15 protein-coding genes are annotated in these 19449 nt (G+C 59.0%); 10 read left to right on the top strand and 5 right to left on the bottom strand.

Annotated features, from left to right (window positions below):
• Positions 1–116 precede the first annotated feature (116 nt).
• From SOP95_RS25770 to SOP95_RS25760, 3 genes are all read left to right on the top strand, one after another.
• Positions 117–605 (top strand): DUF3015 domain-containing protein, encoded by a 489-nt coding sequence (locus SOP95_RS25770; RefSeq protein WP_020798660.1) that lies wholly within the window; start codon positions 117–119, stop codon positions 603–605.
• 234 nt (positions 606–839) lie between these two features.
• The gene (locus SOP95_RS25765; protein WP_323608757.1) at positions 840–2693 is read left to right on the top strand and encodes an Lnb N-terminal periplasmic domain-containing protein; all 1854 of its coding nucleotides are present in this window, start codon (positions 840–842) and stop codon (positions 2691–2693) included.
• Positions 2694–2744: 51 nt separating this feature from the next.
• Entirely contained in the window at positions 2745–3239 is a 495-nt protein-coding gene (locus SOP95_RS25760) for a GreA/GreB family elongation factor (RefSeq protein ID WP_323608756.1), read from the top strand.
• Here the strand turns inward: SOP95_RS25760 and gdhA are convergent.
• Both gdhA and ettA read right to left on the bottom strand, forming a co-directional pair.
• The gene (gene gdhA / locus SOP95_RS25755) at positions 3236–4573 is read right to left on the bottom strand and encodes an NADP-specific glutamate dehydrogenase (protein WP_274074527.1); all 1338 of its coding nucleotides are present in this window, start codon (positions 4571–4573) and stop codon (positions 3236–3238) included. The genes SOP95_RS25760 and gdhA overlap by 4 nt on opposite strands.
• A 346-nt stretch (positions 4574–4919) precedes the next feature.
• Positions 4920–6584 (bottom strand): energy-dependent translational throttle protein EttA, encoded by a 1665-nt coding sequence (gene ettA, locus SOP95_RS25750; RefSeq protein ID WP_008058240.1) that lies wholly within the window; start codon positions 6582–6584, stop codon positions 4920–4922.
• Positions 6585–6930: 346 nt separating this feature from the next.
• Between ettA and SOP95_RS25745 the strand changes: the two genes are divergently transcribed.
• From SOP95_RS25745 to SOP95_RS25715, 7 genes are all read left to right on the top strand, one after another.
• Positions 6931–10719, top strand: coding sequence for a sensor domain-containing protein (locus SOP95_RS25745; protein ID WP_323608776.1), 3789 nt, complete (start codon positions 6931–6933; stop codon positions 10717–10719).
• Between the two features lie 240 nt (positions 10720–10959).
• A complete protein-coding gene (gene glyA, locus SOP95_RS25740; RefSeq protein ID WP_077185842.1) occupies positions 10960–12213 on the top strand; it encodes a serine hydroxymethyltransferase in 1254 nt (417 codons plus the stop codon).
• Between the two features lie 268 nt (positions 12214–12481).
• Complete coding sequence (locus tag SOP95_RS25735) at positions 12482–13048, top strand: hypothetical protein (protein ID WP_323608755.1); 567 nt, start codon at positions 12482–12484, stop codon at positions 13046–13048.
• Between the two features lie 42 nt (positions 13049–13090).
• Complete coding sequence (locus tag SOP95_RS25730) at positions 13091–13639, top strand: hypothetical protein (RefSeq protein ID WP_323608754.1); 549 nt, start codon at positions 13091–13093, stop codon at positions 13637–13639.
• 257 nt (positions 13640–13896) lie between these two features.
• Positions 13897–15210 carry a C4-dicarboxylate transporter DctA gene (locus SOP95_RS25725; protein ID WP_274074524.1) on the top strand — a complete coding sequence of 438 codons (1314 nt, stop codon included), beginning with the start codon at positions 13897–13899 and terminating at the stop codon, positions 15208–15210.
• A gap of 64 nt (positions 15211–15274) precedes the next feature.
• On the top strand, positions 15275–15979 hold the full coding sequence (locus SOP95_RS25720; RefSeq protein ID WP_274074523.1) for a FadR/GntR family transcriptional regulator: 705 nt from the start codon (positions 15275–15277) through the stop codon (positions 15977–15979).
• 25 nt (positions 15980–16004) lie between these two features.
• Positions 16005–16694, top strand: coding sequence for a GntR family transcriptional regulator (locus SOP95_RS25715; RefSeq protein ID WP_323608752.1), 690 nt, complete (start codon positions 16005–16007; stop codon positions 16692–16694).
• On the opposite strand, the gene yjiA is transcribed toward SOP95_RS25715, so the two are convergent.
• The 3 genes from yjiA to SOP95_RS25700 all read right to left on the bottom strand — a co-directional run.
• Complete coding sequence (yjiA, locus tag SOP95_RS25710; RefSeq protein WP_323608751.1) at positions 16691–17662, bottom strand: GTPase; 972 nt, start codon at positions 17660–17662, stop codon at positions 16691–16693. The genes SOP95_RS25715 and yjiA overlap by 4 nt on opposite strands.
• A gap of 123 nt (positions 17663–17785) precedes the next feature.
• A complete protein-coding gene (locus tag SOP95_RS25705; protein ID WP_007895266.1) occupies positions 17786–17983 on the bottom strand; it encodes a YbdD/YjiX family protein in 198 nt (65 codons plus the stop codon).
• 15 nt (positions 17984–17998) lie between these two features.
• A partial coding sequence (locus tag SOP95_RS25700) for a carbon starvation CstA family protein (RefSeq protein WP_323608750.1) occupies positions 17999–19449 on the bottom strand: 1451 nt, incomplete at its 5' end.

The following is a 19449-nucleotide window of genomic DNA, read 5'->3' as shown; positions in this document are numbered from 1 at the left end:
CCACGGGATCGTGCCTAAACTCCAAACTGCGCGGCTGGACTAATAACCGGCCCAACTGGTGTCAGGTAGGCGCCAGCACCCTTGTCCATTGGTATGCACACAAAGAGAAAAAAGCTATGAAACGGATTCTTCTCGGTACTCTCTTCACCGCTGTATCCATCAACGCCATGGCGCAGGCGCCAGGCGGTCCGGATTGCGGTTGGGGCAACATGCTGTTCGAAGGTCAGCGTGGCACCCCGGCTCACTTCCTGGCATCCACCACCAACGGCACTTCCGGCAACGCAACTTTCGGTATGACTTCTGGTACCAACGGTTGCTCGACCAACGCGTCGCTGACCTATGGCGGCAAATCCTGGTTTGCCATGAATGGCATGATGAACGAGCTGTCCGAAGACATGGCTAAAGGTCAGGGCGAAGCGCTGACCACCTACGCCGTGGTACTGGGCGTGGCGCCGGAAGACCGTGCGCACTTCGCCGCTGTCACTCACGAGCACTTCCAGCAGATCTTCAGCAAGGCTGACGTGACCGCGGAAGATGTGCATACCAACACACTGGCCGTTCTGAAGAGCGATCCTCGTCTGGCCAAGTACGCCACTCAGGCATAAGCTCGACCCGCCCCGCTTCTTTCGGGAAGCGGGGTTTTATTTTTTGGACCTGCCCCTCTTTGGGTAATGTCATGCAACTGTAGGAGCTGGCTAGCCAGCGATGGCCTCATAGGCGCTGTGTTCATCCAGTCAACACGCGTCATCGTTAACGACCATCGCTGGCAAGCCAGCTCCTACAGTTGAATTGCATCCATTGTGCTGGGTCTTTATTTTTTCCTGTTCAAGTTGCCACTTATGCTCAAACGCCTTGCCTGGCTGGCGCTCTGTGTCTGCGCCCCGCTGTCCGCCGCGCCTCATATCGATCCCCAACGTTTGCAGCAGCTGGCCAACGATCCTTTCTGGATCTCCCTCGGTCACTACGAAACCGCCAAGCTCGGTGGCTGGCGCAGCTATGTCAGCGACAAAAAATTCTTTCTCGCCGCCGATGGCAACGAACATCCGGACCATGAACTGGCAGCCACCGTGCAAGCGCTGTACGCCCCTGCCAGTGCGGGTGAACAGCATGCGCAGTGCGTCTATCCGGCCCGTACCCGCTGGCTGAAAGCGCAGCTCAACCTGACCGATCTTCCGGCACCGGACTGCGCCGAATTCAAGCAATGGTTCAAGGACGTCTCGCCCCACAGCGCGGTGATGATCTTTCCGGCAGCCTACCTGAACAGCCCGTCATCGATGTTCGGCCACACGCTGCTGCGCATTGATCAGGCCGATGTACAAAGCGACAAGACCTCGCTGCTCAGTTACGCGATCAACTTCGGCGCCTACATCGAGGGGTCGGACAACAGCATCCTGTACGCATGGAAAGGCTTGATGGGTGGCTATCCGGGACTGTTTGCACTAGTGCCTTACCAGGAAAAACTCTCGGAATACCGCAGCCTCGAAAACCGCGACTTGTGGGAGTACCGGCTGAACCTGACCCAGCAGGAAACGGCGCGGATGGTCGAGCACGTCTGGGAGCTGAAACAGATTCAGTTCGATTATTTCTTCTTCGACGAAAACTGCTCCTATCGCCTGTTGGAACTGCTGCAAGTGGCGCGCCCGAGCCTGCGCCTGACCGGGCAATTCCCGCTGACCGCCATTCCCACAGACACCGTCAAGGCCGTAAAAGAAGCCGGGCTGGTGGAGTCCATCCAGTACCGCCCTTCCCGCGAGCGCGAACTGCTGAGTCGCGCCGAGACACTGACCGACGAAGAACAGCAGTGGGTGCTGAAAGTCAGCGCTGACCAGAAGCAACTGCAAACACCCGAATTCAAGGCACAACCCCGCGCGCGCCAAGCGTTGATCATCGATGCGGCCTATCGACTGGAGCGCTACCGCGCCAATGGTCAGGAGCGCGACCCGCAACGGGCACAGCGCAGTTTCGAACTGCTGCGGGCGATCAACCAGAACCCCGCACCAGAGCTCGATATCCCGCAACCCGGGCTTCCGGAAGATGGCCACGAATCCCGCACCTGGCAGGCCGGCCTCGGCACCCGCGGTGATCGTGCCTTTGGCGAGTACGGCCTGCGCATGGCCTATCACGACCTCAACGACAACGCCGAAAGCTTCCCCCTCGGCGCTCAGATCGAAATCCTGCAATTGAAACTGCGCCAGTACGAAGGCAATGACTGGCAAGTGCAGCAACTGGACCTGGCGACGATTCGCTCCCTGACCCCGCGCAACGAGTTGCTGCAACCGCTGTCGTGGCAGGTCACCGGCGGCCTGGAGCGGGTGCCGGGCAAGCATGATGATGAAACCCTGGTCAGCCACGTCAATGGTGGAGGCGGTGGAACCTGGCAACTGGCCGACGACACCCTCGGTTTTGCCCTGGGCACCGTGCGCGTGGAGCACAACAATGATTTCGCCGAATTCATCTCTCCGGCGGCGGGGTTCAACACGGGTCTGCTGTGGAAAAACCCGCTGGGCAATCTGAGCCTGGAGGCGAAAGGCGATTTCTTCACCAACGGTGAAGTGCGCCGTAGCCTGAGCCTGAACCAGCAGTGGGAATTGTCACGCAACCTCGGTCTGCGCCTGAGTGCCCAGCGCGAATTCAGCCACCTGGCCACGCCCGAGAATGAAGTGATGCTCGAGGTGAAGTGGTATCACTACTGACGCAACCAAATGCCTGCAACCATGGCCTAACCCCTATAACGGGAGAAAACCATGAGTCGTGCCTTCGTCAATGAAGATAATGCTGCTGCACAAGCTGATCAGCCAGTTGAACGGCAGGTCAGCGCGCAGCCCAATTACGTTACGCCCACTGGTCTCGCCCAATTGCAGGCGAAGGTCGCCGAGTTGCAGAACCTGTTGGGAGAACTGAGCGCACAAGGAGACTTGGCCAACAAGCAGCGAGAGGCAGACCTTCAGCGCGACTTGAGGTATTTCAGCCAGCGCCTGCAAAGTGCTCAGCTTGTACCGCCCCCGAGCTCAACGGAAAAAGTACAGATTGGCAGTCGAGTAACCTTCGCCGACGAAAAGGACACGGAGCTGACCGTGCAACTGGTGGGGGAAGATCAGGCTGACGCGCCAGCCGGCCTGATCAACTGGGGGTCTCCGCTGGGCCGGGCGCTGCTCGGAGCGCAACTCGGTGACGAGGTGCTATGGCAACGCCCTGCCGGCGATCAACTGATCGAGATCATCCGCATCGAACCGGCTTAAACCACACCCTGGGCGAGCATGGCGTCGGCAACCTTGACGAAACCGGCGATGTTCGCGCCCTTGACGTAGTTGACCTGACCGTTTTCTTCCCCGTAATGCACGCAGGCGTGGTGGATCGACTGCATGATCGCGTGCAGCTTGCTGTCCACCTCACCACCAGTCCAGAGCAGGCGCATGGCGTTCTGCGACATCTCCAGGCCGCTGACGGCCACCCCACCGGCATTCGACGCCTTGCCCGGCGCGAACAGGATGCCTGCCTCGATGAACAGGTCGACGGCTTCGAGGGTGGTCGGCATGTTCGCGCCTTCCGCCACACAGATGCAGCCATTGCGCAGCAACGCCCGTGCCGCATCGGCATCCAGTTCGTTCTGCGTGGCGCACGGCAGCGCGATGTCGCAGCTCAGCCCCCATGGATGCTGGCCAGCCAGGAACTCCAGGCCAAAACGACCGGCCAGTTCGCTGATGCGTCCGCGCTGGACGTTTTTCAGTTCCAGCACCGCCTGCCATTGCGCCTCGGTCAGCCCGCTTTCGCAGTACAGCGTGCCTTCGGAGTCGGACAGCGAAATCACTTTGCCGCCCAGGTCCATGACCTTGCGCGCAGCGTATTGCGCAACGTTGCCGGAACCCGAGATGGCCACGCGTTTGCCTTCGACGGTTTCACCGCGACGCTTGAGCATTTCCTCGGCGAAGTACACGCAACCGAAGCCGGTGGCCTCAGGGCGGATCAGGCTGCCGCCGTAGCTCGGGCCCTTGCCGGTCAACACGCTGGTGAACTGGTTGCTCAAGCGCTTGTACTGTCCGAACAGGAAGCCGATTTCACGGGCACCGACACCGATGTCACCGGCCGGCACGTCGACATCGGCACCGATGTGGCGGTACAGCTCGCTCATGAAGGCCTGGCAGAAGCGCATGACTTCGGCATCGCTCTTGCCTTTGGGGTCGAAATCCGAACCACCCTTGCCGCCGCCCATCGGCAGCGACGTCAGCGAGTTCTTGAAGGTCTGCTCGAAGGCGAGGAACTTCAGGACACCCAGGTTCACCGACGGATGGAAACGCAGACCGCCCTTGTACGGACCGATGGCGCTGTTCATCTGGATACGGAAACCGCGATTGACCTGCACCTTGCCGTGATCGTCGACCCAGGACACGCGGAACACGACGGCCCGCTCAGGCTCGCAGATACGCTCAAGAATGCCGGAGGTCAGATAGTGTGGATTGGCTTCAAGAAAGGGCCACAGGCTACGCAGCACCTCTTCGACGGCTTGATGGAATTCAGGCTGGTCCGGGTCGCGTTTTTTCAGGCGGGCAAGGAAGGAGTCGACGGATTCGATCATGGAAAAGTCTCGGCAAATTTATTGTCATTGGAAGATTTGAGCCGGACTTTAACAAACCAATCGCGCACAGGAACAGCGCAGAATGTCGCTTTTATGAAATTAAATGGTGCACAGGATATAAATTCAACCTGTTTCCGCGGTGTTTTTGCACCCAAACAGGGATTTCAAAATCCAGTTTTGCACCATCAGTTAGCCCGCCTTCGCGAGCAAGCCCGCTCCCACAGGGGAACGCATTTCAAAATGTGGGAGAGGGCTTGCTCGTGAAGAACGAGACTCGGTGCCAGTGAATACACACGCAAAAAAAACGGAGCCCGAAGGCTCCGCTTTTTCATGCAACCAACCCAAATCAGGCCAGTTTCTTGTGGCGTACCCGGTGCGGCTGGGCAGCGGCTTCGCCAAGACGCTTTTTGCGATCGGCTTCGTATTCGGTGTAGTTACCTTCGAAGAACACCGCTTGCGAGTCGTCTTCGTACGCCAGGATGTGAGTCGCGACGCGGTCAAGGAACCACCGATCGTGGGAGATCACAATGGCGGCGCCCGGGAAGTCCAGCAGGGCTTCTTCCAGGGAACGCAGGGTTTCAACGTCGAGGTCGTTGGACGGTTCGTCGAGCAGCAGGACGTTGCCACCCTCTTTCAGGGTCAGGGCCAGGTGCAAGCGACCACGCTCACCACCGGACAGGTCCTTGACGAACTTCTGTTGGTCACCGCCCTTGAAGTTGAAGCGGCCCACGTAAGTGCGCGACGGGATCTCGTAGTTGCCGATGCGGATCTGGTCGGAACCGTCGGAGATCTGCTGGAACACGGTCTTGCTGCCGTCCAGGTCTTCGCGGCTCTGGTCGACGCAGGCCAGCTGCACGGTTTCGCCGACTTCGATGCTGCCCGAATCCGGAGTTTCCTTGCCCATCAGCATGCGGAACAGGGTCGATTTACCGGCACCGTTACCACCGATCACGCCGACGATGGCGCCTTTCGGCATGGAGAACGACAGGTTGTCGATCAATACGCGATCGCCGTAGCCCTTGGTGACGTTCTTGAACTCGATGACCTTGTCGCCCAGGCGTGGACCGGCCGGAATGTAGATCTCGTTGGTTTCGCTGCGCTTCTGGAATTCCTGCGATTGCATTTCTTCGAAGCGTTGCAGACGTGCCTTGGATTTCGACTGGCGGGCCTTGGCGCCTTTGCGCACCCACTCCAGTTCTTCCTTCATGGCTTTTTCGTGAGCCGACTGCTGCTTGGATTCGGCAGCCAGACGATCGGACTTGGCTTCCAGCCAACCCGAATAGTTGCCCTCGTAAGGAATGCCCGCGCCGCGGTCAAGTTCCAGAATCCAGCCAGCGACGTTGTCCAGGAAGTAACGGTCGTGCGTGATCGCGACCACGGTGCCCGGGAAGTCGTGCAGGAAGTGCTCCAGCCACGCAACCGAATCGGCGTCCAGGTGGTTGGTCGGTTCGTCGAGCAGCAGCATGTCCGGGGCGGACAGCAGCAGGCGGCACAGGGCCACGCGACGTTTTTCACCACCGGAGAGGACTTCAACCTTGGCATCCCAGGCCGGCAGGCGCAGCGCATCGGCGGCGACTTCCAGCTGACGCTCCAGGTTGTGGCCGTCGCTGGCCTGCAGGATGGCTTCGAGCTTGGCCTGTTCGGCTGCCAGCTTGTCGAAGTCGGCATCCGGATCGGCGTAGGCCGCGTAGACCTCGTCCAGGCGTGCCTGGGCATCCTTGATCACGCTGACCGCTTCCTCGACCACTTCACGCACGGTCTTGGTCGGGTCCAGTTGCGGCTCTTGCGGCAGGTAGCCGATGTTCAGGTCCGGCATCGGACGGGCTTCGCCGTCGAACTCGGTGTCGACGCCTGCCATGATTTTCAACAGGGTGGACTTACCCGAACCGTTGAGGCCGAGCACGCCGATCTTGGCGCCCGGGAAGAACGACAAGGAGATGTTTTTCAGGATTTCCCGCTTCGGTGGAACAACTTTGCCCAGCCGATGCATGGTGAATACGTATTGAGCCATGGAGAACCTTGGGTCAGTGACTGATGAAATGATTAGGGTGCAGGCGAGGCCTGGCCAGACCATGCGCGCTGTACGCTTGAAGAGGCCAATGCGTATGCGCTGAAAAAAGTCTGATTCTAGGAGCTGGAACGCTCCCGCGTAACCGGCAAAGCTACCTTAATGACAGATGGCAGTCCAGCCGAGCGGGACTGGCACTTTGCCACAACTCAAGGCATGCTAGCCGCCCTTCGGGCGTCCGGCTTATAGTGCACGTCGCGCCAGTCCAGCCAAACCGCAGGATTACAGTTTGTCCAGTGTCCCTCCGTCCCTGATCACCCGTGCACCGACTGTTGCACCCGGCTCGCCCATGCGCGGCACACTCAAGGGCGCTTTGGCGATGCTGGTGTTGCTGCTGCTCGCATTGCTGTTCTGGCAATTGCTGGATCAGCTGCGCGAAACCCAGAAGAGCAAGCGCCAGGCCACCATCGACTACACCGCCGACCTGGCCACGCAAGTCAGCCTGAACATGGCGCTCAACGCGCAGATCGCCCTCAACCTGCTACCGATTGTCGAGCAGCCGCAAAGTGCCGACGAGCTACTGGACTTGCAGCGCAAACTGCAAAAATCCCTGCCCGACCTGCTGAGCCTCGCACTGCTCAGTCCCTCGGGAAGAATCCTCAGTGACACGGTTGGCACCCGCGAAGATGCCGACTATCTGGCGGAACTGGTGCGCCGCAGTCGCGCACAACCCCACTATTACAGCAACGCCATCGACGGCTCGCGAGTGCATTTGCTGTTGCATCAATCCAGCGGCAGCAACCGCGGCTATTGGGCCTTGCGCTTCAAACCGACGTTTTTCGCCTCCCTGACCAAGCTCAATGAAACGGCGGCGGCTCCGCTGTGGTTGGTGGAAAACCGCTTCAATCACCAGATCATCAGCCGCGACCAGGCGTTGCCGCAGGTCAACCCGGGCACCCTGACCCAGGACGATGTGGCCAACAGCGTACTGACCGTCCCACTGAGCGGCAGCGACTGGCAACTACGAGGCCTGTTCGATCGTCAGCGAGTACTCGAGGAACTGCTGCCGGCCTTCATCGGCAAATGCCTGCTGGGCCTGGCCTTTTCCATGTTGCCGTTCATCGTCCTGCTGAACATGCGCCGTCGCCAGCGCCAACTGCACGAAGGTCGCCGACGCTACCAGGAGATTTTCGAAGGCACCGGCGTGGCCCTGTGCGTCCTCGACATGTCGGGCCTGCGCAGCCTGTTCGACAAGGCTCAGTTGCTGCGCGACGAGCAACTGCAAACCTGGCTGGGGACACCAAACCTGCGCCGGCAATTGTTGCAGGAACTGCGCATCACCGAGGTCAATCAGGTCGCCCTGCAACTGCTGAACGTCAACACCTGTGAGCAAGTGTGGAACCTGCTGATCGATGGCAACCCCGTGGCGGGCAGCGCCATCGGCAATCAGGTCCTCGAAGCGGTGCACAAGCAACAGCAGCAGCTTGAACTGGAAATCAAGCTGCAGGACGCCGGGGGTCGTGACCAGCACCTGTGGCTGGTGTTGCGCCTGCCGCAAAACCCGGACGACTTCAAGGCCGTGATCCTGAGCATCACCGATATCACCAGCCGCAAGCTCATCGAGCTGTCGCTGCAGGAGCGCGAAGGCTTCTGGTCCGACGTCGTGCGGACCGTGCCCGATCACCTGTACGTGCAAGACGTGATCAGCCAGCGAATGATCTTCAGCAACCACCATCTGGGCCAGACGCTGGGCTACAACCGCACTGAACTGCAGCAGATGGGCGAGTACTTCTGGGAAATCCTCCTGCACCCCGACGATGCCGACTACTACCACCGCTCGCGCCAGAGCCAGCGGCAAGGCGGTTACAGCCAATTGATGCAGTGCCAGTTGCGCTTTCGCCACCGTGACGGCGAATGGCGGCGCTTCGACATTCGCGAGCAGGCACTGGCACGGGACAAGCATGACCAGGTCACCCGCATCATCGGCGTGGCCAAGGACGTTACCGAGCAGATTGAAGCCAGTGAGTCGCTGCGCGACAGCGAGCAGCGCTACAGGATGCTCGCTGAAAGCATCAGCGACGTGATTTTCTCCACCGACAACCGCATGGCGCTCAACTATGTCAGCCCGTCGGTGCAGGCAGTGCTGGGCTATGAAGCGGAGTGGATTTTCCAGAATGGCTGGCAATCGACCATTGCCAATCCGCAACAGCTGAGCGGCATCTACCACTTGATGGATCGCGTCAGCAAAGCGCTGGATAAACCCGAACAACTGGCCCTGTTGCGCAGCCAGGTGCAAACCCAACTGTTTCTGTTCGACTGCCTGCGCGCCGACGGGCGCAAGATTCCCATCGAACTGCGGCTGGTATTGGTCTGGGACGAACACGGTGCGTTCGAGGGCGTGTTGGGTGTCGGTCGCGACATCAGCCAGCAACGCCGGGCCGAGAAAGACCTGCGAATGGCCGCCACGGTATTCGAGCACTCGACCTCGGCGATCCTGATCACCGACCCGGCCGGCTATATCGTCCAGGCCAACGAAGCCTTCAGCCGTGTCAGCGGGTATGCCGTGGAACAGGTACTCGACCAGTTGCCGAACATGCTCACCGTCGACGAGCAGCAGGAAGCCCATTTGCGCTACGTGCTCAAGCAACTGAACCAGCACAGCACCTGGGAAGGCGAAGTGTGGCTCAGGCGCCGCAATGGCGAGCATTATCCGGCCTGGGTCGGCATAACCGCGGTACTGGACGATGAAGGCGACCTGGCCAGTTACGTGTGTTTTTTCAGCGACATCAGCGAACGCAAGGCCAGTGAACAACGGATTCACCGCCTGGCCTATTACGACGCCCTGACCCACCTGCCCAACCGCACGCTGTTCCAGGATCGCCTGCACACCGCGTTGCAAGCCGCCGAGCGGCAGAAGTCCTGGGTGGTGTTGATGTTCCTCGACCTGGACCGCTTCAAGCCGATCAACGATTCCCTGGGCCATGCCGCCGGTGATCGCATGCTCAAGGAAATGGCCACGCGCCTGCTCGGTTGCGTCGACGACGACGATACCGTCGCGCGCATGGGCGGCGATGAATTCACCTTGCTCCTGCAACCGCGGGCCAACCGTGAAATCGCCCTGAACCGGGCGATTCACGTGGCCGAGCAGATTCTCGCCAGCCTGGTCAAACCCTTCGTGCTCGAAGGCCGCGAGTTCTTCGTCACGGCCAGTATCGGCATCGCCCTGAGCCCGCAGGACGGCAATGAACTCAGCCAACTGATGAAAAACGCCGACACCGCGATGTACCACGCCAAGGAACGCGGCAAGAACAACTTCCAGTTCTATCAGGCGGACATGAACGCCAGCGCCCTGGAGCGCCTGGAACTGGAAAGCGACCTGCGCCATGCCTTGGAACAGAACGAATTCGTGTTGTATTACCAACCGCAATTCAGCGGCGATGGCAAACGCCTGACCGGTACCGAAGCCTTGCTGCGCTGGCGTCATCCGCGCCGCGGCCTGGTGCCGCCGGGGGACTTCATCCCGGTGCTCGAAGAGCTCGGCCTGGTGGTGGATGTCGGCGATTGGGTGATCAGCGAGGCCTGCCGTCAGCTCAAGACCTGGCATCAGGCCAAGGTGCGCGTGCCGAAGGTGTCGGTGAACATCTCCGCCCGGCAGTTCTCCGACGGCCAGCTCGGCACACGGATCGCCAACATCCTGAAGGAAACCGGCCTGCCGCCGGCATGCCTGGAGCTGGAGCTGACCGAAAGTATCCTGATGCGCGAAGTCAGCGAAGCCATGCAGATTCTCGCCGGCTTGAAAAACCTTGGCCTGAGCATCGCGGTCGACGACTTCGGCACGGGCTACTCATCGCTCAACTACCTCAAGCAGTTCCCGATCGACGTCCTGAAAATCGACCGCACCTTCGTCGACGGCCTGCCGTCGGGCGAACAGGACGCGCAGATCGCCCGGGCGATCATCGCCATGGCCCACAGCCTCAACCTGGCGGTGATCGCCGAGGGTGTGGAAACCCAGGAGCAGCTTGATTTCCTCAGGGAACACGGTTGCGACGAGGTCCAGGGGTACCTGTTCGGGCGGCCAATGCCAGCCAATACCTTTGAAGTGCAGTTCAGCAATGATGCCCTCTTCATGTTCGACTGAAATTTTGTGGGGATGCCATCGCCAGCAGGCTGGCTCCCACAAGAATTTAGGTCGGCCAGGGAATTTGCAGGCTGTCGCGACTTCTGTGGGAGCCAGCCTGCTGGCGATTGGGCCAGCACGATCACCACTGATCCCGTCATGAAGCCCACTTGTCTGCGACATGATGTCGTTTCATATGCCTTCCAAAACCCATTGGGTTAGAATGCCCCCCTTTTCCGCCCCCGATCCTTGAGGACCGCCATGTTCAGCCGTGATTTGACTATTGCCAAGTACGACGCCGATCTCTTTGCCGCCATGGAGCAAGAAGCTCAGCGCCAGGAAGAGCACATTGAGCTGATCGCTTCGGAAAACTACACCAGCCCCGCGGTGATGGAAGCTCAAGGCTCGGTACTGACCAACAAGTACGCCGAAGGCTACCCGGGCAAGCGCTACTACGGTGGTTGCGAGTACGTCGACGTCGTAGAGCAGTTGGCCATCGACCGTGCAAAAGAACTGTTCGGCGCCGATTACGCCAACGTTCAGCCACACGCCGGCTCCCAAGCCAACAGCGCCGTTTACCTGGCCCTGCTGTCGGCTGGCGACACCATCCTGGGCATGAGCCTGGCCCACGGCGGTCACCTGACCCACGGCGCCAGCGTTTCGTCCTCCGGCAAGCTGTACAACGCCATCCAGTACGGCATCGATGCCAACGGCCTGATCGACTACGACGAAGTCGAGCGCCTGGCTGTTGAACACAAGCCAAAAATGATCGTGGCCGGTTTCTCTGCCTACTCGCAGATCCTCGACTTCCCACGCTTCCGTGAAATCGCCGACAAGGTGGGTGCCTACCTGTTCGTCGACATGGCCCACGTGGCCGGTCTGGTCGCCGCTGGCGTCTACCCGAACCCGGTTCCATTCGCTGACGTGGTGACCACCACCACCCACAAGACCCTGCGCGGTCCACGTGGCGGCCTGATCCTGGCTCGCGCCAACGCCGACATCGAGAAGAAGCTGAATTCCGCCGTATTCCCAGGCGCCCAGGGCGGCCCGCTGGAGCACGTGATCGCCGCTAAAGCGATCTGCTTCAAGGAAGCGCTGCAGCCTGAGTTCAAGGCTTACCAGCAACAAGTGGTGAAAAACGCCAAGGCCATGGCCGGCGTGTTCATCGAGCGCGGTTTTGACGTGGTTTCCGGTGGTACTGAAAACCACCTGTTCCTGCTGTCGCTGATCAAGCAGGAAATCTCCGGTAAAGATGCCGACGCCGCCTTGGGCAAAGCGTTCATCACCGTGAACAAGAACTCCGTGCCAAACGACCCACGCTCCCCGTTCGTCACCTCCGGCCTGCGCTTCGGCACCCCGGCTGTGACCACTCGCGGCTTCAAGGAAGCAGAGTGCAAGGAACTGGCCGGCTGGATCTGCGACATCCTGGCGGACCTGAACAACGAAGCGGTGATCGATGCCGTTCGTGAGAAGGTCAAGGCGATCTGCAAGAAGCTGCCGGTGTACGGCGCTTAATTACAGCGCTTTACCGAGCCAGACAAAAACCCGACCCTCTGTGGTCGGGTTTTTTATGCGTCAATTCTTTTATAACCCGCGACGTCGACATTCCAGACAAACTAACAAAACGGCAACCAGCCATTTAATAAAACCCTGGAAAAACCCTGCCTTAATTTAAATCACGCCACTTTTATTAGAATCGCTATATTCCAAGGAAAGCACTTTCAGCTTGAGCACAAACCCACTCAAACAAGCGCTACAACCAAACGAATAGCGAGACAAGACAATGACTACAGACCGGCAAAAATCATTTATTGCGACACTAGGCACAGACAACATACCGTTGCACTTTCTCGACTTGCTACATGGCGAGCCAGCCATCGCCAGTAGTGTATTTGCCAGTGGTGGCTTTTTTACCGGCCCACCACCACGCAGAGACGACTCCCACCGGCTTGGGCTGCACCCTGAAATTTCAGCAGATGCCATACCCGGCCTATTACTCTATTTCAGATATACAAATTATGGCTACAGACTCTATATCCGGACACCAGGCCCGTATTTCGGAAAGTGCATCAGTGTCGATACATCCGGGTTTGTCGGCGCATTCCCCATTGCCGGTTCCACGACATTCAACTTGATCAATCGTCACAACAGGGCTATGACACTGGACGACATCAGGGAAGACAGCCTGGAGACCTACATCCAAGTCAGTGGATCCGGCCTCCTCCACCGCCAAAATCTATACGGCTCAAAGTACACATACATCGCCAACAAGGGACAGACACCCCTGCTTTGCAGATTGAAAATTCATGAAAGAAATGCGACTTACCTAAGCACCCCAGATGAAATCTAAGTAACTCCAACCAACAGTTGAAACTTTATCAAGGAAGATAAAATGAGCACCGATCGTCAAAAATCCTTCATTGCCGAACTGTCCACCAATTTCGGTCACCTGCACTTCCCTCGACTGACCCATAACAAAAAAGTCACCATGCAACCCCCTAAGCATTATAAGTACGAAGGCACACTAGATATTTCCAACTATCTTTTTGCGGACAGCAAAACCCCCCACGACACTTTAAGATTTTATTTCAGGTGCACCGCAAACCACTACCATATTTACATACGCACGCCAGGCGCCTATTACGGAAGCATCCTCGGCATGAACAAATACAAAACCATTATTGCAACAGAAAATAAAGACGCTGCCAATTTCAACCTTCTCGACAAAAACGGCAACGTGATTACATTGGATGACATCTCTTCCAATAAATTGTCCTTAACGATCCAGACCACTCATGGGGTCCCGCTTACCGGTACGAAATATATTTATTCCCACGATGGTCATCATGTCAATGCAGGCGGAGGCGGGAGCAACGTGGTCTTTCACCTGAACATCATCGAGCGCAATGCCTCTTATGTCGACAATCCGGACGAAGTCTAAAACTGATCCGAAAGCGCCTCGACTTCCCCCTTGAACCCGATTCGATTTTTTTCACAGACCCAAACCGCTCAAGACCGGGCCTTGCCATTCAACTGGTAAGACCGGTCATGCCAATTTCAACATTTTCCCTTGCGATCACCCGAAGTCCACGCCTAGACTGCGCCTGCACTGGACATACCGGTAAGACCACAATAATTAAGTCCTGAAGCCGAAAGCCCTCAAACTCGGCAGCCAGGACACCGACCAGGATTCCTCCCATGCTCAGATGGTGCTCGCGTTCAATCTTCCTCCAAGTGGTTCTCGGACTGGTGCTCGGCATCGTCTGCGGGCTGACCCTTCCCGAATACTCCGCTCAGCTCAAACCCCTCGGGGACGGTTTCATCAAGCTGATCAAGATGCTCATCGGCCTGATCGTGTTCTGCGTCGTGGTCAGCGGCATCAGCGGTGCCGGCGACCTGAAGAAGGTCGGCCGTATCGGCCTGAAATCCGTGATCTATTTTGAAGTCTTGACCACCATTGCCCTGGTGATCGGCCTGGTGTTCGCCTTCAGCACCGGTATCGGCAGTGGCGCGAACATTCATCTGGAACAGCTTTCTGCGGCTGACATGGGCGATATCGCCCAGCGCGGCCAGCACATGCACACCACCACACAGTTCCTGATGGACCTGATTCCGACCTCGGTGATCGGTGCATTTGCCGATAACAACATCCTGCAAGTCCTGCTGTTTTCGGTGTTGTTCGGCAGCGCCCTGAATCTGGTGGGAGAAGCGGCGTCGGGCATTTCGCGACTGATCAACGAACTCAGCCATGTGATCTTCCGCATCATGGGCATGATCGTGCGACTGGCACCGATCGGCGTATTCGGCGCGATCGCCTTCACCACCAGCAAATACGGCCTGGACTCGCTGCAGCATCTGGGCAGTCTGGTCGGCCTGTTTTACCTGACCTGCGTGGCCTTCGTGGCGCTGATTCTCGGCCTGGTCATGCGTCTTTCCGGCCTGAAGATGTGGCCTTTGCTCAAGTACCTGCGCGAAGAACTGCTGATCGTCATGGGCACCGCCTCGTCAGACGCTGTGCTGCCACAAATCATGCGCAAGCTTGAGCATCTGGGTATCGGCAGCTCGACGGTCGGGTTGGTGATTCCCACCGGATATTCGTTCAACCTCGACGGTTTCTCGATCTACCTGACCCTGGCCATCGTGTTCATCGCCAATGCCACCGGTACGCCGCTGGCCATGACCGACTTGCTGACGATTCTATTGGTGTCCTTGATCACCTCCAAAGGCGCACACGGCATCCCGGGTTCGGCCCTGGTGATTCTGGCGGCCACGCTGACGGCAATCCCGGCTATTCCCGTGGTGGGCCTGGTGCTGGTGTTGGCCGTGGACTGGTTCATGGGGATCGGCCGGGCCCTGACCAACCTGATCGGCAACTGCGTGGCCACCGTGGCGATCGCTCGCTGGGAAAAAGACATCGATGTGGAGCGAGCGAACAAAGTGCTTTCCGGCCAGGTGGGTTATACCTTCCAGCCGAGAAAACCGGTGGCTGCGGCCCATCAGCAGGAATTTTGAATGAACGCCGTGCCTGCTCCCGGGCAGGCATGGCCAAACCGTTTTTGAGCTCATGGAGCGAACAGTGATTACCTCGTCGACCGTTGTAAATTCAGTCGTAGAAAAACTTCGGGCCGCGCTGGCCCGCGGTCAGTGGCGTTCCGGTGACATGCTGCCAGGGCAACGCGAGTTGGCCGAACAACTGGGTATCAGCCGCCCCAGCCTGCGAGAAGCCGTCATCGTGCTCGAAACCCTCGGTCTGGTGCGGTCCATGCCGGGTAAAGGGGTGGTGGTCCTGGAGGCCAATCTTGCCGACAGCCAACAGCACGACAGTGCCGTGGCCGCCGCAAGCCTGGAAGACGTACTGCAACTGCGCTACACCCTTGAGCCGTTCATCGTCGGTCTGGTGGCGCAGTCGATCAGCAGCAAGGAAGTCGGGCAACTGCGCCTGACCCTGATGGACATGCGCGAAGCCCTGGAGGCCAACGACAGCGAAGCCGGGGTGAGCGCCTACATTGCGTTCCACGAAGAACTCTTCACCCTGACCTCGAACCCGATCTTCCAGAGCGTTGTCCAGCAGACCAGCAATGCGCTCAAACAAAGCGCCGAAGTGCTGCGCAATTCCCCGGAACATCTGGCCGAACGCCTCGAAGAAAACGAAGCGGTGGTGCGGGCGATCCGCAGCAAGAACAGCGCCCAGGCCAGTGCCGAGATGCGTCGGCACATCCTTCGCGAGGGCCAGCGCATGGGCATTGAACTGAACATCCCGGACGACAACCTTGGCAGTTGAACCCTCTTCGAACTGGAGATTGGCCATGAACAGCTTCGTTTCACCGCAAACGCTTACGACCCTGCCCTTTCCACCGGCGGCGGATGATCTGTACTCGCGGGTCCTCGACGCCATTCTTGAACAGCGCATCCATGAGGCCAGTCGCTTTACCGAAGAAAGCCTGGCGCAAATGTTCGGTGCAAGGCGCAGTGACATGCGTGATGTGCTGATGCGACTGTCCCATCAGCAGATCATTATTCTGCGGGTCAATCATCGCCCCCGTGTAGCGGCGCTCAATGTCGATCAAGTTCGGCAAACGCTGCATGCGCGGCGACTGACCGAGCTCATGCTGGTGAAGCTGGCCTGCCAGCGGCCCTGCACGCAAGCCTTGAAGCGCCTGAGCGCGTTGGTCGATCGCGAGCGTCAATGCACTGAGCGTGGCCGGGCAATACGTCTGTCAGGAGAGTTTCACCTACAGTTGGCAGAAATGGCGGGCAATGCACCGTTGGCGCATTTTCTCGGCAGCCTGGTGCCAGCGAGTTCGCTGGCGATTGCGCAACTTGAGGTGTGCGGGGAGGACTATTGCGCCTGGCAGGTGCACGAGAAAATAGTGGATGCGCTAACGCGTAGGGATGCCGTGATGGCAGCGACATTACTTAACCGGCATCTGGATTATCTGGAGGCGGTATTGCTGAACGCTCAACCGCTCTCCAACCGCAAGCGTATTGCCGGTTAGTTCGCCGCCACTCGAGCGAACCCCTGGCGAATCTTTTCTTCCGGCAAATCATCGGCAATGAACACGATCACGCTTTCGCGCGCTTCATCGTCGGCCCACTCGGTGTCCCAGTCGAAACCGTACAACTTAAGAACCCCCTGAAACACCATGCGGCGCGGTTCGCCGACGATGTTCAAAACGCCCTTGTAGCGCAGCAGTTGCTTGCCGTGGTCTTCCAGCAGTTCGTTCATGAACTCGCTGAGCTTGTCGATATCCAGCGGCTTGTCGGTGCGCAGCACCAGGCTGGAAATACGGTCGACGGACGGCGCCTGACTGACCGGGCGCAAACTCACGCCACCACCAAGATCGGCATTGAGATTGAAACCACGCACGTCGAGCAGTTCGGCCAGGTCGATCTTGCCGTGGTCGACCACGCGGATCGGTGCACGGCGATTGATACGGGTCAGGCGTTCGCTCAACGCGGTGAACGCAGGTTCGTCCACCAGATCACGCTTGCTCACCAGCAGCCGGTCGGCGAAACCGATTTGCGCCTGGGCGATGGTCTGGGTCAGATGCTGCTCGGCGTGTGCCGCGTCCACCAAGGTGATGATGCCGTCGAGGATGTAGCGCTCGCGCAGCTCCTCGTCGATGAAGAAGGTTTGCGCCACCGGAGCCGGGTCGGCGAGGCCGGTGCACTCGATCACCAGGCGGTCGAAGGCGATTTCGCCACTGTCGAGACGTTCGAGCAGCAGATACAGGGCCTTGGTCAGGTCGGTGTGGATGGTGCAACAGACGCAGCCGTTGGACAGCGTCATGACTTGAACCGGCTCGTCACCCAACAGTTGGGTGTCAATGCCGGCGTCGCTGAATTCATTTTCGATCACGGCGATTTTCAGCCCATGCTCGGCTTTGAGCAGGTGGCGCAACAGCGTGGTTTTGCCGGCGCCGAGGAAGCCGCTGAGGATCGTGACCGGGATTGGAGTGAGCAAAACGAAAATCTCCCATGCGCTGATAAAACTGTAGGAGCCCGGCTTGCCGGCGAAGGCGTCCGGAAGATCGCTTTCGCCGGCAAGCCGGGCTCCTACAGTGGTGTGTCGCCTAGGCGTGTTGTATCAACAACACTTCGGCCCACCCTTGCCACCGTAACGAGCCTCCTGGCGTTCCCGAAAGAACATCTCGTAGCTCATCACCGGTTTGTCCGGGTGCTTTGTTTGCATATGCTCGACGTAGTTGTCGTAGTCGGGCATGCCGACCATCAGGCGCGCTGCCTGACCGAGGTATTTACCGAGGCGACTCAGGTCATTGAACATGCTGCAATCCTCTGGTTACGCATCCGGAAGCGCCTGGAACGGCGCTTCCTTGTCCGTGCGTTCTTTCGTACCCCAGGCAGAAATACCGACCTTGAGTGCGTAGAACAGGATGCTGAATACCACGAACAGGAACAGCGCAGTCAGCGTGGCGTTGGTGTAGGCGTTGAAGATCACGTGCTGCATCTGAGTGATGTCCTTGGCCGGGGCGAGGATCTGACCGTTGGCCAGGGCATCGCTGTATTTTTTCGCCAGGGCCAGGAAGCCGATCGCCGGGTTGGCGTCGAACAGCTTGATGAAGCCGGCGGTGGTGGTGCAGATCAGCAGCCACACGGCAGGCAACAAGGTGACCCACACATAACGCTGGCGCTTCATCTTGATCAGCACCACGGTGCCGAGCATCAGCGCGATACCGGCCAGCATCTGGTTGGAGATGCCGAACAGTGGCCACAGGGTATTGATGCCACCCAACGGATCGATCACGCCCTGGTACAGCAGGTAACCCCACATCGCCACACAGCCGGCGGTGGCGATCAGGTTGGCGGTCCAGGATTCGGTGCGCTTGAGCGATGGGACGAAAGAGCCGAGCAGGTCCTGCAGCATGAAACGGCCGGCACGGGTACCGGCGTCCACCGCGGTCAGGATGAACAGCGCTTCGAACAGGATCGCGAAGTGGTACCAGAACGCCATGGTGTTTTCACCCGGCAGCACACTGTGCAGGATCTGCGCGATGCCGACCGCCAGGGTCGGTGCACCGCCGGCACGGGCCAGGATTGTGGTTTCACCGATGTCGTGCGCTACTGCCTGCAGCGCTTCCGGGGTGATTGCAAAACCCCAGCTGCTGACGGTTTGCGCCACAGCCATCACGTCACCGCCCACAACTGCGGCGGGGCTGTTCATGGCGAAGTACACGCCTGGCTCGATCACCGATGCGGCGACCATGGCCATGATGGCCACGAAGGATTCCATCAGCATGGCGCCATAACCGATGTAACGGGAGTTAACCTCGTTATCCAGCAGTTTCGGCGTGGTGCCGGAGGAGATCAGCGCGTGGAAACCCGAGACCGCGCCACAGGCGATGGTGATGAACAGGAACGGGAACAGACCGCCCTTCCACACCGGGCCAGTGCCATCGACAAATTGGGTCAGCGCCGGCATTTTCAGCTCGGGCATGGTGATCAGGATGCCGATCGCCAGGGCCACGATGGTGCCGATTTTCAGGAACGTCGACAGGTAGTCACGCGGTGCCAGGATCAGCCAGACCGGTAACGAAGCTGCCACGAAACCGTAACCGACCAGCATCCACGTAATCTGAACGCCATTGAAGGTGAAGGCCTTGGCCCAGACCGGATCCGCAGCAATCTGCCCACCCAGCCAGATCGACCCCAGCAGCAGCAATACGCCGATCACGGAAATCTCACCGATGCGGCCCGGGCGGATGTAGCGCATGTAGATGCCCATGAACATCG

The organism is Pseudomonas sp. YuFO8, assembly GCF_035065025.1.
GTDB lineage: Bacteria > Pseudomonadota > Gammaproteobacteria > Pseudomonadales > Pseudomonadaceae > Aquipseudomonas > Aquipseudomonas putida_AE.
Note: the sequence above shows the minus strand (reverse complement) of the source record. Positions and strands in the feature narration are given on the sequence as shown.